General features: G+C 65.7%; 18 protein-coding genes. 11 read left to right on the forward strand and 7 right to left on the reverse strand.

The window, feature by feature from the left end; genetic code table 11:
• Positions 1 to 11 precede the first annotated feature (11 nt).
• Positions 12 to 1,193, forward strand: a complete 1,182-nt coding sequence (serC, locus tag ACOZ9V_RS15420; protein ID WP_181270723.1) for a phosphoserine transaminase — start codon at positions 12 to 14, stop codon at positions 1,191 to 1,193.
• A gap of 460 nt (positions 1,194 to 1,653) precedes the next feature.
• On the opposite strand, the gene ACOZ9V_RS15425 is transcribed toward serC, so the two are convergent.
• From ACOZ9V_RS15425 to ACOZ9V_RS15445, 5 genes are all read right to left on the reverse strand, one after another.
• Entirely contained in the window at positions 1,654 to 2,151 is a 498-nt protein-coding gene (locus tag ACOZ9V_RS15425) for a DUF456 domain-containing protein (RefSeq protein WP_434591478.1), read from the reverse strand.
• A gap of 179 nt (positions 2,152 to 2,330) precedes the next feature.
• Entirely contained in the window at positions 2,331 to 3,608 is a 1,278-nt protein-coding gene (locus ACOZ9V_RS15430) for an MFS transporter (protein WP_172170337.1), read from the reverse strand.
• 8 nt (positions 3,609 to 3,616) lie between these two features.
• Entirely contained in the window at positions 3,617 to 4,576 is a 960-nt protein-coding gene (locus tag ACOZ9V_RS15435) for a DUF3027 domain-containing protein (protein ID WP_434591481.1), read from the reverse strand.
• Entirely contained in the window at positions 4,576 to 4,956 is a 381-nt protein-coding gene (locus ACOZ9V_RS15440) for a cold-shock protein (RefSeq protein WP_101543626.1), read from the reverse strand. The genes ACOZ9V_RS15435 and ACOZ9V_RS15440 overlap by 1 nt, the downstream gene beginning before the upstream one ends.
• A 405-nt stretch (positions 4,957 to 5,361) precedes the next feature.
• Positions 5,362 to 5,592 carry a hypothetical protein gene (locus tag ACOZ9V_RS15445; RefSeq protein WP_101543627.1) on the reverse strand — a complete coding sequence of 77 codons (231 nt, stop codon included), beginning with the start codon at positions 5,590 to 5,592 and terminating at the stop codon, positions 5,362 to 5,364.
• A gap of 73 nt (positions 5,593 to 5,665) precedes the next feature.
• Between ACOZ9V_RS15445 and ACOZ9V_RS15450 the strand changes: the two genes are divergently transcribed.
• Together ACOZ9V_RS15450 and ACOZ9V_RS15455 are read left to right on the forward strand one after the other, a co-directional pair.
• Positions 5,666 to 7,747 carry a helicase-associated domain-containing protein gene (locus tag ACOZ9V_RS15450; protein ID WP_434591484.1) on the forward strand — a complete coding sequence of 694 codons (2,082 nt, stop codon included), beginning with the start codon at positions 5,666 to 5,668 and terminating at the stop codon, positions 7,745 to 7,747.
• 136 nt (positions 7,748 to 7,883) lie between these two features.
• The gene (locus tag ACOZ9V_RS15455; protein WP_137211323.1) at positions 7,884 to 9,518 is read left to right on the forward strand and encodes a DNA repair helicase XPB; all 1,635 of its coding nucleotides are present in this window, start codon (positions 7,884 to 7,886) and stop codon (positions 9,516 to 9,518) included.
• Positions 9,519 to 9,600: 82 nt separating this feature from the next.
• On the opposite strand, the gene ACOZ9V_RS15460 is transcribed toward ACOZ9V_RS15455, so the two are convergent.
• Positions 9,601 to 11,280, reverse strand: coding sequence for an ABC-F family ATP-binding cassette domain-containing protein (locus ACOZ9V_RS15460; RefSeq protein WP_181270728.1), 1,680 nt, complete (start codon positions 11,278 to 11,280; stop codon positions 9,601 to 9,603).
• Between the two features lie 104 nt (positions 11,281 to 11,384).
• Positions 11,385 to 12,347 carry an EamA family transporter gene (locus tag ACOZ9V_RS15465; RefSeq protein WP_181270729.1) on the reverse strand — a complete coding sequence of 321 codons (963 nt, stop codon included), beginning with the start codon at positions 12,345 to 12,347 and terminating at the stop codon, positions 11,385 to 11,387.
• 227 nt (positions 12,348 to 12,574) lie between these two features.
• On the opposite strand from ACOZ9V_RS15465, the gene ACOZ9V_RS15470 reads away from it, so the two are divergent.
• From ACOZ9V_RS15470 to pspAA, 8 genes are all read left to right on the forward strand, one after another.
• The gene (locus ACOZ9V_RS15470) at positions 12,575 to 13,174 is read left to right on the forward strand and encodes a CGNR zinc finger domain-containing protein (protein ID WP_139909871.1); all 600 of its coding nucleotides are present in this window, start codon (positions 12,575 to 12,577) and stop codon (positions 13,172 to 13,174) included.
• A gap of 15 nt (positions 13,175 to 13,189) precedes the next feature.
• Positions 13,190 to 13,966 carry a hypothetical protein gene (locus tag ACOZ9V_RS15475; protein ID WP_181270730.1) on the forward strand — a complete coding sequence of 259 codons (777 nt, stop codon included), beginning with the start codon at positions 13,190 to 13,192 and terminating at the stop codon, positions 13,964 to 13,966.
• A 235-nt stretch (positions 13,967 to 14,201) separates the two neighbouring features.
• A complete protein-coding gene (locus ACOZ9V_RS15480; protein WP_039208507.1) occupies positions 14,202 to 14,960 on the forward strand; it encodes a response regulator transcription factor in 759 nt (252 codons plus the stop codon).
• Between the two features lie 30 nt (positions 14,961 to 14,990).
• Entirely contained in the window at positions 14,991 to 17,069 is a 2,079-nt protein-coding gene (locus ACOZ9V_RS15485) for an ATP-binding protein (RefSeq protein ID WP_434591491.1), read from the forward strand.
• Positions 17,066 to 19,126, forward strand: a complete 2,061-nt coding sequence (locus ACOZ9V_RS15490) for a trypsin-like peptidase domain-containing protein (RefSeq protein ID WP_434591494.1) — start codon at positions 17,066 to 17,068, stop codon at positions 19,124 to 19,126. Before ACOZ9V_RS15485 ends, ACOZ9V_RS15490 begins: the two co-directional genes overlap by 4 nt.
• Positions 19,127 to 19,354: 228 nt before the next feature.
• Positions 19,355 to 19,642 (forward strand): WXG100 family type VII secretion target, encoded by a 288-nt coding sequence (locus ACOZ9V_RS15495; protein ID WP_181270732.1) that lies wholly within the window; start codon positions 19,355 to 19,357, stop codon positions 19,640 to 19,642.
• Between the two features lie 214 nt (positions 19,643 to 19,856).
• Entirely contained in the window at positions 19,857 to 20,606 is a 750-nt protein-coding gene (locus tag ACOZ9V_RS15500; protein ID WP_101543641.1) for a PspA/IM30 family protein, read from the forward strand.
• On the forward strand, positions 20,603 to 20,887 hold the full coding sequence (pspAA, locus tag ACOZ9V_RS15505; RefSeq protein WP_139468159.1) for a PspA-associated protein PspAA: 285 nt from the start codon (positions 20,603 to 20,605) through the stop codon (positions 20,885 to 20,887). The genes ACOZ9V_RS15500 and pspAA overlap by 4 nt, the downstream gene beginning before the upstream one ends.
• Positions 20,888 to 20,930: the final 43 nt, after the last annotated feature.

A 20,930-nucleotide genomic window follows, 5' to 3' on the forward strand; every position in this document is an offset into this window, starting at 1 on the left:
GAATGTCGAGCGTGACTGCGACGAACATTGAGATCCCGAAGAACCTCCTGCCCGCCGACGGACGCTTCGGGTCCGGCCCGGCCCGCATCCGCCCCGCCCAGATCGAGGCGCTGACCTCGGCCGCGACCGAGGTGCTCGGCACCAGCCACCGCCAGGCTCCGGTGAAGAACCTCGTCGGCCGCATCCGCTCCGGACTGGCCGAGCTGTTCAGTCTGCCCGAAGGCTACGAAGTGGTGCTCGGCAACGGCGGATCCACCGTGTTCTGGGACATCGCGGCCTTCGGCCTCGTCCGCGAACGGGCCGCGCACGCGACCTTCGGCGAGTTCGGACAGAAGTTCGCGAAGGCCACCGACACCGCCCCGCACCTGAAGTCGTCCCTCGTCCTGGGCGCCGAACCGGGCACCGCTGCGATCCCGACACCGGAGGCCCTGGCTGCCGCTGGTCTCGTGGACTCCCCCGCCGAGGCGGCCACCGGAGAGTCCGCCGCCGACGTCTTCGCCTGGCCCCACAATGAGACCTCGACCGGTGTGGCCACTCGGATCGCACGTCCGACCGGGATCGCCGAGGATGCCCTCGTCGTCATCGATGCCACCTCAGGTGCCGGCGGACTGGCTGTCGACATCGCCGAGACCGACGTCTACTACTTCGCCCCGCAGAAGAACATGGGCTCCGACGGCGGACTGTGGGTGTCGATCATGTCGCCGCGCGCGATCGCCCGCGCGCAGGAGATCAAGGACTCCGGACGCTGGATCCCGACCTCGCTCGACCTCGTCACCGCGATCGAGAACTCGGCCAAGGACCAGACCTACAACACTCCGGCCGTGGCAACCCTGTTGCTGCTCGCCGAACAGATCGAGTGGATCAACGGCAACGGCGGTCTGTCCTGGGCAGCCGAGCGGACCGCTGAGTCCTCCGGGCTCGTCTACGACTGGGCGGATTCCACCGAGGCGGCCCACCCCTATGTTGCAGACGCTGCGGATCGTTCGTCGGTCGTGGCCACCGTCGATTTCGATGATTCGGTGAATGCTGCTGCTGTGGCCAAGGTGCTGCGGGCCAATGGCGTCGTCGACGTGGAGCCCTACCGCAAGCTCGGCCGCAACCAGCTGCGCATCGCGACCTTCGTCTCCGTCGACCCCGACGATGTGCGGGCACTGCTGGCCTGCATCGACTTCGTCATCGACGCCCTCAAGTAGCGCAGAGCCGCGACAGGCAGCTGCGGACGCAACGCATACGCAAGTTTCCAGTGTCGGCCGCCAGCACCTCGGCCGCGCAACTCCTCCACTCAGTGCCATAACGACCCGTTGCAAAGGGGTGTTATGGCACTCAGTGCGTCGGATGCGTTTGCCGCGGTAGGAGAAGCCACTCCGAGGACGTATTGCCGCAACCGGTGACGGATGCATGCGCCACGGGCGGAACTTGGGGCATCCCTCACCCTTCGCGACAAAACACCCCACTGCAACGAGGCGATTCGGCGCTCAAGGTGACAGATGCCCCAGCAGCCGTGGGAGAAGCCGCTACGGGCGCCAAGCTGACACTAATGGTGGGGGATGCTCACGTACCTGGCGAGGCTTCGAGCAACCCTCACCCTGCGCAGCAAATCACTCCACTGCAACGATGCAGTTAAGCCCTAACGGTGACGGATGCTTGCGAGCCTCAGGCGAAGAAGTGGATGAGCACGCCGATGCCGAAGGTGATGCCGGCGAGCATGGCGAGGATGAACTCGATGCCCGCGCCGAGGCCGATCGCCTTGATCGACTCCCAGCTGGAGTTCCACGCCGTCTTTCCGTCCTTGAGGCGGGAATACTCGGCGAGGTAGAGGCCGGCGACGAAGCCGATCGGCAGGCCCAGCACCGGAATGACGAAGAAGCCGATGACGGCGAGCACCCCGCCCAGCAGCACCGAGGAGTTCGGCACCTGCATGGACTTGAGTTTGCGGCCCGTGAGCACGAGCGAGGCGCTCATCCCGGCCGCGACGAACACGGCGACGATGGCGAAGATGATCCACGCGGTCGGTCCGCCGATGATGATCGCCCAGATGAGAACCGCGATGGCGATGAGGATCGACCCGGGCAGCACCGGCACGATGATGCCCAGGCAGCCGACGAGGATCGCCAGGCCGACGAGCACCGAGGTCATGATGTCAGTTGTCACAGTCCGTCCGTTTCCCTTGCTCGACCCTCGAATCCCTCGCCGAGGCGGTCGATCGAAAGTCTATGACACGAACCTCCGGGCCCGCCGAGTGCCAACCCCCGCAGAGTGCCGGCTTCCGCCCGACACCGCCCCAGGGCGAACTCCCACCTGCGGACAGTTGCCCCGCCCGCTCGAACCCGTCAGTGTCCGCTGCCGCCCGGCGGCCTGCCCTGATAGCTCATGTGCAACCGGATCCGCGACTTCGGATCCCGATGGAGGCGCAGGTCCTTGGCCATGATCATCCACAGCAGGCCCACGGCGAAGGCGATGATCCCCGAGGCGGCTCCGACGACGAGCGCCATCCGCGGTCCGAAGGCATCGGCGACCCAGCCGGCCAGGGGTGCCCCGATCGGGGTGCCGCCCATGACGACGGCCGCGTAGATGGCCATGACTCGGCCGCGGTAGTTCGGCGCGGTGGTCGTCTGCACATAGGCGTTCGCCGAGGTCATCATCGTCAGCGATGCGAAGCCGACGAACATGAGCGAGGCGGCGAAGAGGTAGTAGTTGGGCATCAGCGATGCCACGCCGACGGCCACACCGAATCCGCCGGCGGCGCCGAAGATGAAGCGCAGTCGGGGCTTCTCCCGCCTGGCCGAGGCGAGCGCCCCGGTCACGGAGCCTATGGCCATGACGGAGTTGAGCAGGCCGAAGCCGCTGGCGTCCTTGCCGAATTCGATCTTCGCCATCGTCGCCGTGTAGATGTTGAAGTTGAATCCGAAGGTCGCGACGATGAACAGCACGACGAGCACGACCGTGATGTCCGGGCGTCTGCGCAGATACTTCAGTCCGCCGAGGACTCCGCCCTTGCCGCGCCGACCGGAAGGGTGCAGCTTCGATTTGTCGAGCCGGAGGAGTACGGTGAGCGTCGCCGCGAAGCCGAGTCCGCTGATGAGGAAGACGGGACCGGGCCCGATGACAGCGGTGAGCACACCGGCCACGGCCGGACCGATCATGCGGGCGCCGTTGAAGGACGCCGAGTTGAGGCTGACGGCATTCGGCAGCAACTTCTCACCGACGAGTTCGGAGACGAAGGCCTGCCTGGCCGGGTTGTCCAGGGTTGTCAGCATCCCGAGCGTGAACGCAAGCACGTAGACGTGCCAGAGGACGATGACGTCGGTGATGGTGAGGACGAAGAGGACGAGTCCGATGAATCCCAGCAGCGCCTGAGTGACCATGAGCAGACGCCGTTTGTCGAACTTGTCGACGAGGTTGCCCGCGAACGGGAACATGATCAGCTGCGGGCCCAGCTGGAGAGCCATGGTGAGGCCGAGCGCCGAAGCGTTGTTGTCCGTGAGCATGGTCAGGACGATCCAGTCCTGCGCCGTGCGCTGCATCCATGTCCCGGTGTTGGAGATCAGGGCACCGGCGAACCAGTGCCGGTAGTTCGGCTCCGACAGTGACCGGAACATCTGGGACATCGAGTGGTTCAGCCCTCCTGGAACTCGAGCTCGCCGGAGTAGTCGTCGACGACTGCTTCAGCAGGCTCGTTGTTCGGCCGTCTCACATCGGTCTCCGAATGCGCACCGCACCCGGATTCGAGTCCGACCACGCGACCGTCGAACGGCGACCACGCATTGGCGCAGACCCCGAACTTCTGGCGCAGCGATCCGGCGATCGGCATGAGGTAGCCGCAGCTGCCGCAGTGTCCGGCCGCGCGTGAGGCGAACTCGCTGTCGGGTCCGGCATCGGAATCCGACCACCGGCTCGCGGCCGCGCTCAGCCCGTCGGAGGAGAGCACGCGTTCACGACCGAGACCGAATTCGAAGTTCTGGATCTGGTCGACGTTGTCCGCCGAATTGTCCTCGGTCTGCTGGAAGCCCGGCTGCAGGTTCGGATCCTGGTCGAGCTTCGGCAGGGTGTCGCGCGGACCCATGTCGCCGGGTTCGAGTCGTTCCTCCCACGGCACCCATTCGGGGGCGACGAGGGCATCGGGCCCGGGCAGCAGCGCGGTTTCGCAGACCGTGACCTTCTTCGCACGCGGAGCGCGGGCGAGCACGGCCACCCACCGCCAACCGCGGTAGGTCGGGTCGGTGCACACGAAGTAGTGGGTGACCAGGCGGGTCGCCTCGGCCACGGCGCCCAGGTGTTCGCCGACGACGGCGGTGCCGGCCACCTCGGTGATGGCGGTGCGGGCGATGTCGATCGCCGCGGCCAGCTGGGTGTCGAGGACAACCTTCTCCGTGCCCGATCGCGGACGACCGGTCTTCGCTGCCTTCGCCGAGGCAGCCGTGCCGGAATCCGCGGCGACCGCACTTCCAGCGGCGGTCGATTCGCCCGCAGCGGTCGGCACATCGCTGCCTGGGGCCGCCTCGGTGGACTGTTCGGCGTCGTTCTCGGCGGGCGCGGCGGTCTGCCGGGCCAGCCAATCACTGAACAGTGATGACATCAGGACTCCAAATCGTCGGCAATCGCCCGCAGCAGGCTGGCGACCTTGTTCCCATGGGTGGGGTCCGGGTAACGGCCGTGCTGCAGTCCGTTGTTGAGGTCATCCAAAACTTTGATGACATCTTCAACCATAACTGCCATGTCCACGGCCGGACGTCGGCGGGCCTTGGCGACCTTGCCGGGAGTGGTGATCGGGCGGGCCTTGAGCACCTGCGCTCCGCGGCGGGAATCGACGACATCGTATTCGAGCCGGGTGCCCTTGGTGACTTCGACTCCCTCGGGCAGCACGGAGGAATGGAGGAAGGCCTGCGAGCCGTCCTCGGCGATGACGAAGCCGAAGCCCTTGTCGGCATCGAACCATTTCACACGTCCGGTGGGCATGATGTCCTTTCTGTCTGTTCGTACCCGTTGAAGCGGGCTGATCGTACGGTGCCCGCAGGTGCGGGCTGTGTGTCGGTCAGCTGCGGAGTCGGATTCCGCGGCCGGCAAGCAGGTCGGGTGGTGTGGTCGCTGTGCTCGTGTGCCCTCATCGCCGTCAGTCAGACCATGCCGACTGCGGGACCGAGGGCATCGCATCGGCGCTGTGATCCCTGGCTCTCACCTGTCCGTGGAGGTCACGTGCAGGGTGGCGGTGAGCACCTTGTCCGCGGCGGGAGATCACGGGGGCGTACGCGATTGGGTGGTCGGCCGCCTCGGCGAGGTGGGGATCCGCACCATTCGATCACACTGTGCGGGTGGGGCTCATGCCCGTACCCGAACCTGCGGGGTGAGGCATGAGTGATGGTTTCAGCGGTGGCCCACCCCGGTCTGTCTGCGTCGGATGGCGGCTCGGATCATGGCCACGCAGGCGAGGATGACGGCGATGGGCACGAGGATCATGGGCAGGTAGGTCAGCAGCGGACTGGGCGTGAGTCCCATCCAGGCCTGGCCGAGGACGCCGATGAGGCCGAGCGCCCCGATGGCTGCGGCGGCAACCGCGGCGACGACGATGGTCGTGTCGACTCGAGTGGCTGACAATGCGCGTCCTTCCGTCCGATCTCTGATCCTTCTCTGCGCCTCCATTGTACCCCTCGCGATAGACTGATCTGCGATGTCAATGACCTTCAGCCAGTGGCTGTCCCACAGTGCAGATGCCGACTTCGAGTCCTTCGTCCGGACTCGACGCGACCTCCTCCAACCCGAGTCCCCGACGATGGCGGCCCTGGCCGCGGCCGCGTCCTCGCGCATCGGGGTCTCCCGCGGCATCGAAGCTCTCGATGCGCAGTCGCTCGAGGTCTTCATCGCCTTGGCCAAGGCGGCCCGGACGACGCCGGAGATCAAGATCACGGGCAATCCGCATATCGATCCCGCCCTCGCCGAGGAGGCCCTGCCCCGACTGCGCGACCTCGGCCTGGCATGGCCGGCCGGTGGGGATGGGAACTGGCGGATCCAGTCCGAGGCCATCACCCTGCTGCCCACCTCGGCGGCCGAATCTGCCAGGGCATATCCGTGGCAGATCAACCCTTCGTCGGTCGATGCGAGCACGGCCACGATCGGCCAGCCGCTCATCCACAACAGCGAACAGGCCGCCGTGGCCGAGGTCATCTCATCTCTGCGCGGCCTCGTCGATGAGCTCGCCGCCTCCCCGATCTCCCGGCTGACCAGCGGCGGCATCTCGAAACGGGACGTCTCCCGACTCGCCCGGACCCTCGAACTGGGTCTCGAGCAGACGATCACCCTGCTGCAGGCGGCGAAATCGCTGCACCTCATCGGGGTCCTCGACGATGCGCTCGATCCACAGTGGACGGCCGCCGACGATGCCGACTCCGCCCTCGCCGGCGATCGTGCCGAACTGTGGGCGGCGCTGGTCGGGGCGTGGCTGCGCGATCTGCTCGACGTCACGCAGCTGGCGGCGGGGGCGAGCGAGAACGAACGCCTCACGGTGCTCGCTGCTCCGAAGAAGTCCCTGTTCAAGGGCTATGGGCTGTCGGTGCCGGCGATGCCGCTGCTGCGCTTCGCCGTGCTCTCCGTCCTCCATGACATCGGTCTGGGCTCGGCACGGTCGGCCGGGTGGATCCAAGCCGAGGTGCTGCGTCGGCATCCGCTGCTGCCGGCGCACGAATTCGCAATGACCGAGGCCGTTCTCCACACCTGTGTGAGTTTCGGGTTGGCGACGACTCCGCTGCAGGAGCCGGATCATTTCGGTCCGAGCCGGTTCGGACTCCGTCTGGCCGCCGGACTGGATCGGGCGATGGCCGAGCATGCCGAGCAGGACCCCTCGATCCTGCCGTTGGGTGTCTCCGTCGATGCCCTGACCGTGCCCGGCGATGTCATCGCCGCGGTCACTGAGGGGCTGGGGGCCGAGGTCGACACAGTGCTCATCCAGTCCGATCTCACCGCCGTGGCCACCGGCCCGATCGAACCACGGGTCCACCGTATTCTGCGCAAGTATGCCGTCGTCGAGGCACGCGGCCAGGGCACCGTCTATCGCATCGACGCCGAGACCATCGAAGACACCATGCAGTCCGGGACCACCCCGGAGGAGGCCTTGGCCGAACTTGCAGGCATCAGTGCCGAAGAGCTGCCGTCGACCTTGGAATTCCTCGTGCAGAACACGGCCTCGAAGCTGCGCCGGGTGCGGGTGGCAGGGGCCCGGGCGGTGCTCATCGTCGACGACCCGGTCGACCTCGATGTCATCCTCTCCGATCAGGCGATGATGCCGGCCGGTCTCGAACGGCTGGCTCCGACCGTGGCGATCGCCCAGCTGGGCCCGGAGCGGACGATGCATCTGCTCGAGGCCGGGGATCATCATGCTCTGCTGCATTCGGCGGCCGGACCGGTGCGCAAACGTCGGGTGATCACCGAATCGGAACCCGAGGTCAGCGTGAGGCGACGTCCGCGGGTCAGCGACGGCCACCTCGGCGAATATATTCGAATCCTGCGGTCCGCACCGGCGGCGGCCGCCCAGGTGAGCACGGATGAGCCTTTAGGGCATATGGATCGGCTGCGGGAAGCGGCGGAGGCGAAGCGGCGCGTGCTCATTCGGATCGCGGATTCCCACGGCAAGGAACGGACGATCGAGATGCTGCCGGCCACCCTCAACGCCGGCCGCGTCCGCGGAGTGGTGACGACCACCGGAGCCGAGGCCTCCCTGTCCGTCGCCCGCATCGTCTCCGTCGACCCCTCCCCCTAATTGCTACCTGACGGGGGCCCAGCAACCTGGCGCCAGGTTGCTGGGCCCCCGTCAGGTAGCTTGGAGCGGGAACAATCGGGGTGATGGACGTGTTGTGCCCTCTGGCGTCATCACACCTCGGGAAGGGAAGTATTGAATGAATGGTCCGTTGATCGTGCAGTCCGATCGGACTGTGCTGCTGGAATCGGGACATCCTCTGGCCGTCGAGGCGGCCGTGGCGATCGCCCCGTTTGCGCAGCTGTCACGGACCCCGGAGTACATCCACACCTATGAGATCACTCCGCTGGGGCTGTGGAACGCTCGCGCCAGCGGCCATGATGCCGAATCCGTCGTCGATGTGCTCCTCGAATTCGCGAAGTACCCGGTCCCGCATGAGCTGCTCGTCGACATCGTCGACATCATGGACCGCTTCGGTGTGCTCACCCTCATCGACCACCCGATCCACGGACTGACCCTGACGTCGACGGAGACGGGACTGCTCGATGAGCTCGTCGGTCAGCCCGACCTCGTCGGCAAGTTCGGCAAACGCATCGATGCCGAATCCGTCCTCGTCCACCCCTCCGAGCGCGGGGAGCTCAAACACGCCCTGCTGCAGCTGGGCCACCCGGTCTCCGACCACGCCGGCTACGTCGACGGTGAAGCCCACGAGATCTCCCTGTCCGATGATGCCCACGGCGGTCAATGGCATCTGCGCGACTACCAGAAGCAGGCGATCGACCAGTCGCTGTCCGGTGAGTCCGGGGTCGTCGTTCTGCCGTGCGGTGCGGGGAAGACGGTCGTCGGTGTGGCCACCATGTCTCGGGTGCAGACGACGACGCTCATCCTCGTGACGAACTCGGTCTCGGCCAAGCAGTGGAAGGACGAGATCCTGCGCCGCACCACCCTGACCGAGGACGAGGTCGGCGAATATTCGGGATCGACGAAGGAGATCCGCCCGATCACCATCGCCACCTACCAGGTGCTCACCACCCGCAGGAAGGGTTCGTACCTCCACCTCGAGCTCCTCGATGCCAAGGACTGGGGCCTGGTCATCTATGACGAGGTGCATCTGCTTCCGGCGCCGATCTTCCGACTGACCGCAAGCTTGCAGGCTCGCCGTCGCCTCGGCCTGACCGCGACGCTGGTGCGTGAGGACGGACGCGAGGACGAGGTGTTCTCCCTCATCGGGCCCAAGCAGTACGAGGTGCCATGGAAGGAACTCGAACGACTCGGCTACATCGCTTCGGCCGCCTGCCATGAAGTCCGCGTCCGGCTCGACGGCGGAACCCGAACCGCGTATGCCCGCGCCGACGGGGAGGACCGGTACCGGTTGGCCGCGACATCGGATGCGAAGCTGCCGATCGTCTCCGAGCTCGTCGCCGATCATCCGGATGCCCAAATCCTCGTCATCGGTCAGTACCTCGACCAGCTCGAGGAGATCGGAGCCGAACTCGGTGCGCCCGTGCTCACCGGGCAGACCCCTGAATCGGTGCGCCAGGAGCTCTTCCGCGAGTTCCGGTCCGGGGAGATTCCGGTGCTCGTCGTCTCGAAGGTCGCGAACTTCTCAGTGGATCTGCCGGCCGCCTCGGTGGCGATCCAGGTCTCCGGAGCGTTCGGGTCCCGGCAGGAGGAGGCTCAGCGCCTCGGACGGATCCTGCGTCCGAAGGAAGACAAGGGTTCGGCCACGTTCTACACGGTCGTCGCCGCCGATACCGTCGATGAGCATTTCGCGGCTCAGCGCCGCCGCTTCCTCACCGAACAGGGCTACAGCTACAGCATCGAAGTCCGCTGACTCTCCCCTCAATTACTACCCGACGGCGGCCCAGCAACCTGGCGCCAGGTTGTTGGGCCGCCGTCAGGTAGTTCGGGGAGACTCACCTCCGGTCGCGAACCACGCGACCTTCGTCCCAGACCGGTGTTGTCGACTCATAGACTTCGCCGTCGGCCCCGAAGACGAGGAATCGGTCGAAGTCACGAGCGAACCAGCGGTCGTGAGTGACCGCCAGTACCGTCCCATCAAACGATTGCAGCGCAGTCTGCAATGCCTCAGCGGAGACGAGGTCCAGGTTGTCGGTGGGTTCGTCGAGCAGAAGAAGAGTCGCGCCCGCGAGCTCGAGCAGCAGGATCTGAAAGCGCGCCTGCTGTCCGCCCGAAAGCGAATCGAAGGACTGTTCTGCAGCACCGGCCAGCTCGTAGCGGGCAAGCGCCCGCGAAGCCGGTTCTCGCGGCAGGCCTGCTCGATGTTCGTCCCCGCGGTGGAGGATCTCGAGCAGGGTCCGCCCGCGCAAGTCCGGGCGGCCGTGCGTCTGCGCGAACCAGCCGGGGCGCACGCGGGCTCCGAGCCGCACTGTTCCGTCGTGGGCGACGGGTGCGATGTCGATGTCAGAGGCCGGGCGGTGCTCGGGTTCGGGGTCGCTGCCGCCGGCTGCGAGCAGCCTCAGGAAGTGCGACTTTCCCGACCCGTTCGATCCGAGTACGGCGATCCGATCCCCGTAATGAACTTCGAGGTCGAACGGCAGCATGAGGTCGGTGAGTTCAAGCGCATCGGCGACGATCGCGATCTTGCCCGTGCGTCCGCCGCGCAGACGCATTCCGAGATCCTGTTCACGCGGAATGGCTTCGGGCGGGCCGGCGGTCTCGAAACGCTCGAGACGAGTCTGCGCGGCCCGGTACCGCGAAGTCATGTCCGAGTTGTAAGCGGCCTTCTGCTTGTACATCTGCACCAGCGACCGCAGCTTCGCGTGCTCCTCGTCCCATCGCCTGCGCAGCTCCTCGAGCCGTTCGAACCGGTCCGACCGGGCCGCGTGGTAGGTGCCGAATCCGCCCGGATGCACCCATGCGGTGTTCCCCGCCGCAGAGAGCTCGACGGTGATGATCTGCGTGGCCGCCTGTGCAAGCAGCTCACGATCGTGGGACACGAAGAGGACGCTCTTGTCCGTGTCCTTGAGCTCGGCTTCGAGCCAGCGCTTGCCCGGGACATCGAGGAAGTTGTCGGGCTCGTCGAGGATGAGGATGTCATCGGGGCCGCGCAGGAGCGCTTCGAGCACGAGTTTCTTCTGCTCCCCTCCCGACAGGGTGGAGATCTTACGGTCCCGGCAGCGGTCGTACGACATTCCCAGCGCCGAGGTGGTGCAGGTGTCCCACAGCACCTCGGCGTCGTATCCGCCCACGTCCGACCAATCGTTGATCGCCGTGGCGTAGGCCATCTGCACAGCCGTCGACTCGCTCTCGGGTCCGAGCAGCTTCTCTTCGGCCCGACGCAGATTCGCCGCCGCACGACGGATCGGCTTCGGAGCCAGTTCCTCGAGCGCCTCGGCGACGGTATCGGCGGAGATGAACTGACGCATCAATCCGATGCTGCCGGTATGCGAAACAGCTCCCTCATCAGGGACGAGCTCACCGGTGAGGATCCTCAGGAGGGTGGTTTTGCCGGCACCGTTGGCTCCGATGAGCGCGGATTTGGCCCCGTCCCCGACGCGAAACGACACCGATCCGAGCAGAGGCCTGCCGTCGGCGAGGGTGTAGGAGACATCGTTGATCTCGATATGGCCCATGTGGTCAACCTATCAATATCTCTTGCCATCGCAGATGTCTTCGAACTACCTGAGGGCGGCCCAGCAACCTGGCGCCAGGTTGCTGGGCCCCCGTCAGGTAGTAATTACGTAGTGATGAGGGAAGGTTCGGACTTGGCGACGACCTCGCGGCGGGCGACGCGGCGGGCCAGGCGGGACTCGCCCCACTTGATGAAGCCGACGCCGCCGAGGATGAAGACTCCGCCGAAGAGCTGGATCGGGGCGGGCATCTCGAAGAGGACCAGCCAGGCGACGATGACGGAGAACGGGACCTCGACGAGATTGACGAACGATCCGACCGTCGCCCCGACATAGCGCAGACCGAGGATCCCGGTGATGTAGGCGCCGACCGTGAAGACGACGATCATCGCCATCGGCACGACCCACGACATCGACACCCCGCCGAAGTCGACGTCCGCCGTCACCGCGTTCCACGGCATGACGCCGGCGAGCACGATGGCCGACATCGCCAGCGCCCCGATGCCCATGCCCAGACCTGTCAGCGCGACCGGCGGGATCGTGATCGTGTCCTTCGCAGAGACGAGGAAGTAGCTGGCCAGGCAGACCGCGGCAGCCATCGCCATAACCACGCCGAAGATGCTGATCGACGATCCGCGCAGGTTGAGCACGAGCAGGAGCCCGATCATCGAGACGACGACCCCGATGAATGTCACGGTCGCCGGCCGGGTCCGCGTTCGCGCCCAGATCCAGAAGACGATGAGCATCGGCGCGGTCATCTCCAGCAGCAGCGCCACAGCCACGGTGAGGTGTTCGACGGCGACGAAGTAGAACCCCTGGACGCCGGCCATCGAGACCAGGCCGTAGGTGACGACGGTGCGCCAGTGCGTGAGCACTTCGCCCCAGCGTCCGCGCAGGGCGATGAGGGTGGGGATGAGCAGCAGGACCGCGGAGCCGGCCAAGCGGATGAGCACCACCGCGCCCGGCGTCCACCCGATCGCGTACATCGTTTTCGCGATCGGCCCCGACACGGCGAAGAAGAACGCGGAGGCAAGAGTGAGCAGGAACCCTGCGATGACGGTGCGATTCATTCCTGACCTCCTGATGTGGCGAAACGTTGAGTGGCGTACGAGGACAGACGTCCCCGAGGTGGTGGTGCGGTGTTGAGTTGACAGTGCGACGCTGAGCGGATGGTGCGGTGCCGGATCATCCCCTCGCCGAGGCGGTCCGACGGCTGCCGGTTTCAGTATCGGCCCTGAAATTGAAATGGGTCAAGTGCATTTTGGTCCTTACATCCTGTGGCAGAATGTTATTCACCATGGCTTTCATCTACGACATTCGCGCGAACCTCACGATGCTCGTCGACCTCCTCAACACCTCCGGCGACATCACGGACGGCGGTGACGAACTGACGACAACCGCGAAACTCCGCGAATTCGCGGCCCGGCACGACTTCTCCGGACCTTTGACCGCCACCAGAAGCGACGTCGACGAGACCCTGGAGCTGCGCCGCAGATTCGCCGCAGCACTGGATGCGAGCATCGACGCCGAGACCGACGACGAGGTCGAAGCGGGGACGATCGCGGTCGTCGATGAGATCAATCTCACACTGAGCGACTCGGGGTCAGTGCCGCAATTGGTCAAACACGACCACTGGGACTGGCACCTGCACGCGACCGGCGCTCAAGCCAGCCTGGCCGACCGAGTGGCCGCCGATGTCGCTCTGGTCCTCATCGACCTCATCCGCTCCGGCGATCTCGACCGGCTCGGCCGCTGCGCCGCCGAGGACTGCCGCGCCTACCTCGCCGACTTCAGCCGCAATCGCTCGAAGCGCTTCTGCGATACCGGCAGCTGCGCCACCCGCACACACGTCGCGGCATTCCGCGCCCGCCACTCCGACGCCGACTCCCACGACTAATAAGAGGAGCCGCCCATGTCACTTCAACCCTTGCGCATCACCGCCGGACGCAAGCTCGCCGCCGGCCTTGCAGGCATCACCACCATGTCGGCCACGCTGACGTCGGGCTTCGCCATTGCGGTGCTGTCATTCCTTCCCGCGGATCCCGGAGGGCTGCTGAGCGAAAAAGTCGTCTTCAGCGCCCTCGCCGTCATCGTGGCCCTCGTCTCTGCCGCCATCAGCTTCCTGCTCGTGCTCGCGGCCCTCGGCCGCTTCCGCACCGGCGGCAGCCTGTCCAGATTCTTCCGATACCAGCTGGCGGCACTCGGGGCCGGCGGCGGGCTCGGCCTCGGCTTCGTTCCCGCCATGACAGACGCGGCTCCGATCTGGTGGGTGGTTGCAATCGCCGCCGGCCTCGGACTCATCGCCGTCTGCCTGCTCACATTCCGTAAGGCCCGTTATCCGATTCTCGACCGCCCTCCCTACCCCAATGCAGCATTGGCCGAAGGCAGCGTTATCGACTACTGGTCCGGTTCCTCGGCAAGAGCACCGAGCCTGACCGTGGTTCACTTCGTCGATAACAAGGGCCGGGACCGCTGGGCCCGTCACCTCGTCCAGCAGGGGCCTTCACTACGAGGTACTGTCGGCCAGGTGATCTATGACCGCCACCGACCTGAGCGGACTCGGCGCTTTGCCGTCACCCAGCAGCTCTTCGACCTCCGCCCACCGCATGAGATCCGAGAGAATCCGACGTCCCGGTCGGGCACCATCTTCCCGATGTCTCCCGACCCTCGCCCGCCGCGCCCGCACTGACCCGAACACCCATACTCAGCTGAACCCGCCCTACCCACACCCGCCCCGACGATCGTTTCTGAACCTAAACTGGTCGCGACCACATTTTTCACTGAAATCAGGCCTTCATTCCTGAGAGCGAATACCCGATCCAGGACTCAAAACGACTTTCCTGAGAGTTTTCCAGTGACGCATGTCACATTTGCATTCAGCTGACCTCCAGCCCACTCCCAGAATCGGGTCCCAGACTGGAGCCATGACTACAGCACAAAACGACACCGACATCGAAGCCACCCTGCTCGTTGTCGATGATGAGCCCAATATCCGCGAACTCCTGTCCACCAGTCTCCGCTTCGCCGGCTTCGACGTCGTCTCCGCCGCCAACGGCGCCGAGGCGCTGCGCCTGGCCGAGCAGACCGACGTCGACCTCCTCGTCCTCGACGTCATGCTCCCGGACATGGACGGCTTCACCGTCACCCGCCGACTGCGCCAGATCGGTATGAACGCCCCCGTCGTGTTCCTCACCGCCCGTGATGACACCTCGGACAAGATCACCGGTCTGACCGTCGGCGGTGACGACTATGTGACGAAGCCCTTCAGTCTCGAAGAGGTCGTCGCCCGCATCCGCGCCGTCCTCCGCCGCACCCGCAATCTCGAGGACGAGGAGAACGCCGTCATCGTGGCGGGCGACCTCGAACTCGACGACGATACCCATGAGGTCCGCCGCTCCGGCATCCTCATCGACCTTTCCCCCACCGAGTTCAAGCTGCTGCGCTACCTCATGCTCAACACGAACCGCGTCCTGTCGAAGTCGCAGATCCTCGACCACGTGTGGGAATACGACTTCGGCGGAGACACCGGAATCGTCGAGTCCTATATCTCCTACCTGCGCCGCAAGATCGACGTCACTCCGGAGACGGATGCCGCCGGCCACCCCGTCGAGATGGAGTGGACACCGATGATCCAGACCAAGCGCGGGGTCGGCTACATGCTGCGCACACCGGAATCCAAGTAGTCGTCCATGCAAGGACGATAGATTACATACGTGGCAATAGAATCCCGTCCCTCCCGTCCCGGCTTCTGGGAAGAATGGTCTCTGACCACCAAGCTGCTGGCCATCATGATGCTGCTCATGCTGCTCGTCCTCACGGGGACGAGCGCTTGGGTGTTGGAGAACCTGCGCGACAGCCTCGTCCAGCGCACCGATGAACGACTCATCAGCGCCTCCGAGACCCTGGCGAAGCAGGCCTACCAAGATGTGTTCCAGAAGGCCGAACTCCAGTCCGGGGACGACGACGCCGAGGATGCGCCGTCGTCGACGACGATCGATTCGAATTCCTGGGATCAGCTCAAGAGCCTCCTGCCGGGCGGATTCTATGTGCAGTTCTACAACACGGACGGGGATCCGATCCGCGACCCCGTCGCCCCGGAGCCGCAGAACCATCCGATCCTGCCGAAGATCAACGAGAAGGAAGTCTATTCGCGCGGCGGCGAGCCATTCACCGTCGCCGGAACGAGTTCGCAGTGGCGGGCCCGGGCGATGAAGGTGAAGAACACCGACGTGCTCGTGTCCATCGCGGTGCCTTTCGACCGCGAAGTCGACAACATCAACGAGCGGGCCCGGAACACGATGATCGGCATCGGCCTGTTGGCCCTGGCGATGGTCGCCGGAGTCGGCTATTGGGCGATCAACAACACGTTCCGGCCGCTGCGCGATATCGAGAAGACCGCCTCCCGCATCGCCGCCGGCGACTTGTCCCAACGTGTGCCCAGCTATCCGCGCAACACCGAGCTCGGGCGGCTGTCGGCGGCACTGAATACGATGCTCGGGCGCATCGAGGACTCTTTCGACGGGCAGACCCGCTCGGAGAAGCGCATCCGCCAGTTCGTCTCCGACGCCTCGCACGAGCTGCGCACGCCCCTGGTCACGATCCGCGGTTATGCGGAGCTGTACCGGCAGGGTGCGATCACGAAGTCCGAGGACGTCGCCAATGCAATGGAGCGGATGGAGTCCGAGGCCAAGCGCATGGGCGTCCTCGTCGACGATCTCGTCGTCCTGGCCAGGCTCGACGAGCAGCGTGCCGCCGAGATCGGTCCGGTCGATCTGCACAAGGTCGTCCGCGATGCCGCCGCCGATGCCGCGGCACAGGCCCCGGACCGCGATATCAGCTTCATCGGACTCGACGGTGAGGACGCCCAGCCCGTGCCGATGATCCGCGGCTCCGAATCGAAGATCCGCCAGGTCATCGTCAACCTCGCCGGCAACGCCGTGCGGCACACCCCCGAGCATGCGGCGATCGAGTTCGCCGTCGGCGTCGTCGGTCTCCCCGAGTCCGTCGACCCCGATTCCGCGGACACCGGCGAGATCCGCGAGGGCGGCGCCCGCGGCCAGAACGGTCGCAATGGTGCGAAGAGCGGGGCGAAGGACAAACCCCGTGAACGCGGGTTCGTCACCGGAGGGGTCCGCATCTTCCGCCGAGGCGACTCCGCCGGACACGACCAAACCGACACCCAACCGACCCCCCGGACCGCTGCACAGTCCCCGACCAAGCCCGACCGTCAGGTGGGTCCCGAGAGCCCCGCCGCGAATGCGGAGCGGGGAGAGGGGCAGCACAACGGGCAGCTCAGGACACCGTCCGGATCGCAGTCGGCGCAACCCACCGGTCCTCAGAATTCCGGATCGCAGAGTGGGGCAGCGGCCGATTCCCAGACTGCGGCGCAGTCCGAATCTTCAGCCGGACCCCAGTCGGGACCTCAGTCCAAGGCTCCCGAGCCGGCGAACATCGTCCCCGATGTCACGGCTGCCGGATCGATCACGGTCGATGAGTCACTGCGAGGATTCCCCAACGGCAGGGTCCGCTTCGAGGTCAGGGACCACGGTGACGGTATCGACCCCGAGGTGGTCCCGCGCATCTTCGAGCGCTTCTACCGCCTCGACGTGTCCCGGACCAGGGACACCGGCGGATCCGGACTCGGGCTGTCGATCGTCAAGGCAATCGTGGAGAACCACCATGGTGCGATCTCCGTCCACGAAACTCCGGGCGGCGGTGCGACGTTCCGCATCGACCTGCCCATCTCCGACAACGGCGAAACCACTGCGGACACGCGAAAGGATGAGCGATGAACGAGAACACCGACCCTCAGAATCCGGATGAGGTGTCCCGCAGCTCCCGATCGGATGATCGGACACCGCGTCCGTCGGGGAATCAGGGCAGCGGTTCCGCCGCCGGGGGACGTCGCAGCCCATCGGCCGGTGGCTACCGCGGGTCAGGAGCCGAGGTTCCGCGCACCTTCCCGTCCCAACCCAACGGCCCTGCACGCGTCAGTCCACCGGTCGCACCGCCCGAGAGACGCCCCGACGTTCCGTCGACTCAGGCACAGAACCCTGTGGACGGTTCCCCTCACCGAGGCGGCTCTCCCTCCCAGCAGCCGTCGCCGTATCAGCCGAACGGGCAGCAGCACTCTTCGTACCAGCCAGGCAGCCAACAGCAGGGACACCAGAGCGCCCACGGCAATTACGGCAGCCAATCGCAGCCGGGTCGGCAGAACGTCCAGGCGAATCAGACTCAGAACCAATCTCCATACGGGCAGTCCCAGCAGAACGGTCCGCAGTCGTATCAGGGCCAGAACGCCAACGGACAGAACAGCACCGGCTCGTCTGCCACCGGCACCGGAGCCCCGGCAGGAGCCGGCGCAGCGGCAGGGGCCGGAGCAGCAGCTGCTGGCGCTGGTGCCTATCACGCCGGGGCGAACTCTCAGCAGACAGGTTCCGCCGACTATCCAGCCGCTCCTGGCCACCCGAACGGCCCCCAGAACCCGCACGGTCCCGGGTACCCGAACGCTCCGGGCCAACAGCCTGGTTCCGGTCAGCAGGTCGCATCGAACCAACAGAACGCTCCCGGCCAGCCCACCGGTTCCAACGCCTACTCGGCGGCACCCGGCTCGGGCCCCTATTCCTCGGAATTCTCGGCCGTCGGTTCCCAGCCCGGACCCGGTGGGCCGGTGAATCCCAACGGACCCGGTGGTCCGTACGGACCGGACGGGTTCGGTCCGTACGGCGCTCAGCAGCCGCCTCGGCGAGAGAAGAAAGGACCCGGTTGGGGTGCGACGATCGCGATCGGCCTGGTGGCCGCGCTCCTCGGTGGGGCTCTCGCGTTCGGAGGAAACTATGCGCTCTCGGCGCTGCAGCAGGACGAACCGCGCAAGGTCGCCGAGGAGACGATCGAGACCCCCGATTGGACGCAGGTCGCTGAGAAGACCTCGGACAGTGTGATGTCGATCCAGGTCGGCACTCGAGGCCAGGTCCAGGGACTCGGCTCGGGTGCGCTGTACGACGATCAGGGCCACGTCATCACGAACAACCACGTCGTCGCGCCCGCGGACACCCCCGACGGCGAGATCGCCGTGACCATGAAGAACGGTGAGACGACGGAGGCGAAGATCGTCGGACGCGATCCTTCGACCGATATCGCCGTCATCAAGCTCGAACAGGTGCCCGACGGGGTGAAACCTCTGGTCATCGGCGATTCGAAGAAGCTGACCGTGGGCGATCCAGTGATGGCCCTGGGCAATCCGCTCGGTCTGGCCAACACCGTGACCACCGGCATCGTCTCCGCGCTCGACCGTCCGGTGTCGACGGAGAACATCGGCGAGGATGCCTCCTCGCAGGAGAAGGAGATGACGATCACGAACGCCATCCAGACCGATGCGGCGATCAACCCCGGCAACTCGGGTGGACCGCTGGTCAATGGTGATGGCCAGTTCATCGGCGTGAACTCGGCGGCCGCATCGCTGAGCCAGGGCGAGGGAGGTCAGTCCGGGTCGATCGGCATCGGATTCGCGATCCCCGCGAACCAGGCTGTCATGATCGCCGATCAGCTCATCTCCTCCGGCAAGGCCAAGCATCCGTTCCTCGGCATCACTCTCACCGACGGGCACATCAACAGCGGCGGGATCAGCCGAGGCAGCGCCAAGGTGCAGTCCGTGGCCGGTGGATCCCCCGCGGCCAAGGCCGGAGTCAAAGACGGAGACGACATCGTCGAGGTGGCCGGAACCAAGGTGAACAACGCCATCGCCCTGCGTGCCCTCGTCCGCGCTCAGCCGGTGAACACCCCGGTCGAGATCACCGTGGTCCGCGGCGGGAAGGAACAGAAGCTCGACGTCACGCTCGTGCTGCAGTAGGCACGTCGCCGAGGCGGTCCGCTGGCTCAGCGGTCAGCCGCCCGAACGTTCACCACTCGAGCGTCCGCGCTTGGGGATCCGATCGTGACTCAGCCACCTGGAGGGTGTGGACAGCCGAACGCTGTCCACACCCTCCTTTCGTGCTCTTCCCCTCCTCTGTCGCGTCAGCCGACACTGATGTCGTCTCGCCCGACCGCGGCGGAACGTCTCTGACCAAGAGGAGTGATGATGAGTTTCGAAGTCGACGCCGAACGCGTCCAATCCGCTGCCACAGCCGCCGCGAACACCTCCCGCAATCTCGTGTCCGAATCCGACACGATGATGCGCAATCTGCTCGCCCTCCAGGAATGCTGGCGCGGCAGTGCGGCCCAGAACTTCCAAGCCGTGGTCAACCAGTGGGAGCGTGCGCAGAAGCAGCTCATGGAATCGCTCAACTCCGTCCACGGAGCGCTCCACACTGCGGCCCGGCAGTACTCCGAAGTCGAGGTGGCGAACTCGCGTCTCTTCGCCCCCTGAGCCGATCGGATTCGAGCGCCGGGACCTCTGCCGCTCATCCCCGAGTTTCTGCGGCCGGGATCTGTTCGTTCTCGTAGTCGGCGTCTGGCAAACTATCAGCCTTTCTCAGTAGACTTGAGAGCGATAGTTCGCGGCGGTGTTGGCCAAGAATCTCCGGACCGGAGTGGATCGGGTTGGCAGCGTCGGGTCAAACCAATGCAGGAGTCGACTACGGATGAGTATCTTCCAACGGATCGCGACGATCTTCGGTGCCAAGGCCAACAAAGCTCTGGACAAGGCCGAAAACCCCAACGAAACCCTTGACTATTCGTACCAGAAGCAGCTGGAGCTGCTGCAGAAGGTCCGTCGTGGTGTTGCCGATGTCGCCACCAGCCGCAAGCGCCTCGAGCTGCAGATCAACCAGCTCGAACAGCAGCAGAACAAGCTCTCCGGTCAGGCCGAGAAAGCCATGCAGATCGGTCGCGAAGACCTCGCTCGCGAGGCACTGACCCGCAAGTCGGGGCTGACCCAGCAGATCACCGACCTGCAGACCCAGCACGAAGGACTGCAGGGCGAGGAGCAGAAGCTCACTCTCGCCTCGCAGCGTCTCCAGGCCAAGGTCGACGCGTTCCGCACGAAGAAGGAGACGCTGAAGGCCACGTACAACGCTGCCGACGCACAGACCAAGATCGGCGAGGCGTTCTCGGGCATCTCGGAAGAGCTCGGTGACGTCGGACTCGCCGTCCAGCGCGCCGAAGACAAGACCGCGTCGCTGCAGGCGCGGGCCGGTGCCGTCGATGAGCTCCTCGCTTCGGGTGCCCTCGACGACGTCACGGGAACCCAGAAGGACGACATCACCGCCCAGCTCGACTCCCTCTCCAGCGAGAACGACGTCGAGATGGAACTCCAGCGGATGCGTGACTCCCTGCCTGCCGGGTCCGAGAAGCAGGACCAGAAGTCGCTCGAGGGTGAGGATCAGCAATGATCATCCGCATCATGGGCGAAGGACAGTTCGACGTCAAGAACGTCGACCAGGACCTGCTCCAGAAGTACGACAACCAGGTCGAAGATGCCGTCAACGCCGGCAACGAGGAAGCCGCCCGCACCGCGCTGAGCGCCCTCCATGACTACGTCACGGCCAACGGGCAGCCCGTCGCCGATGACTACCTCGGATCCTCCGATGTCGTCATCCCCTTCGTCGACGCCACCTTGGCCGAGATCGCCGAACTGCTCACCGGCGAGGGTTTCATCCCGGACCCGGCCTGAAACCACAGAGCACCGAAATGCACCCGGCCCATTGTCTTCGACA

The sequence above is a fragment of the Brevibacterium sp. 1718 genome, from assembly GCF_051131255.1.
Lineage (GTDB): Bacteria > Actinomycetota > Actinomycetes > Actinomycetales > Brevibacteriaceae > Brevibacterium > Brevibacterium sediminis.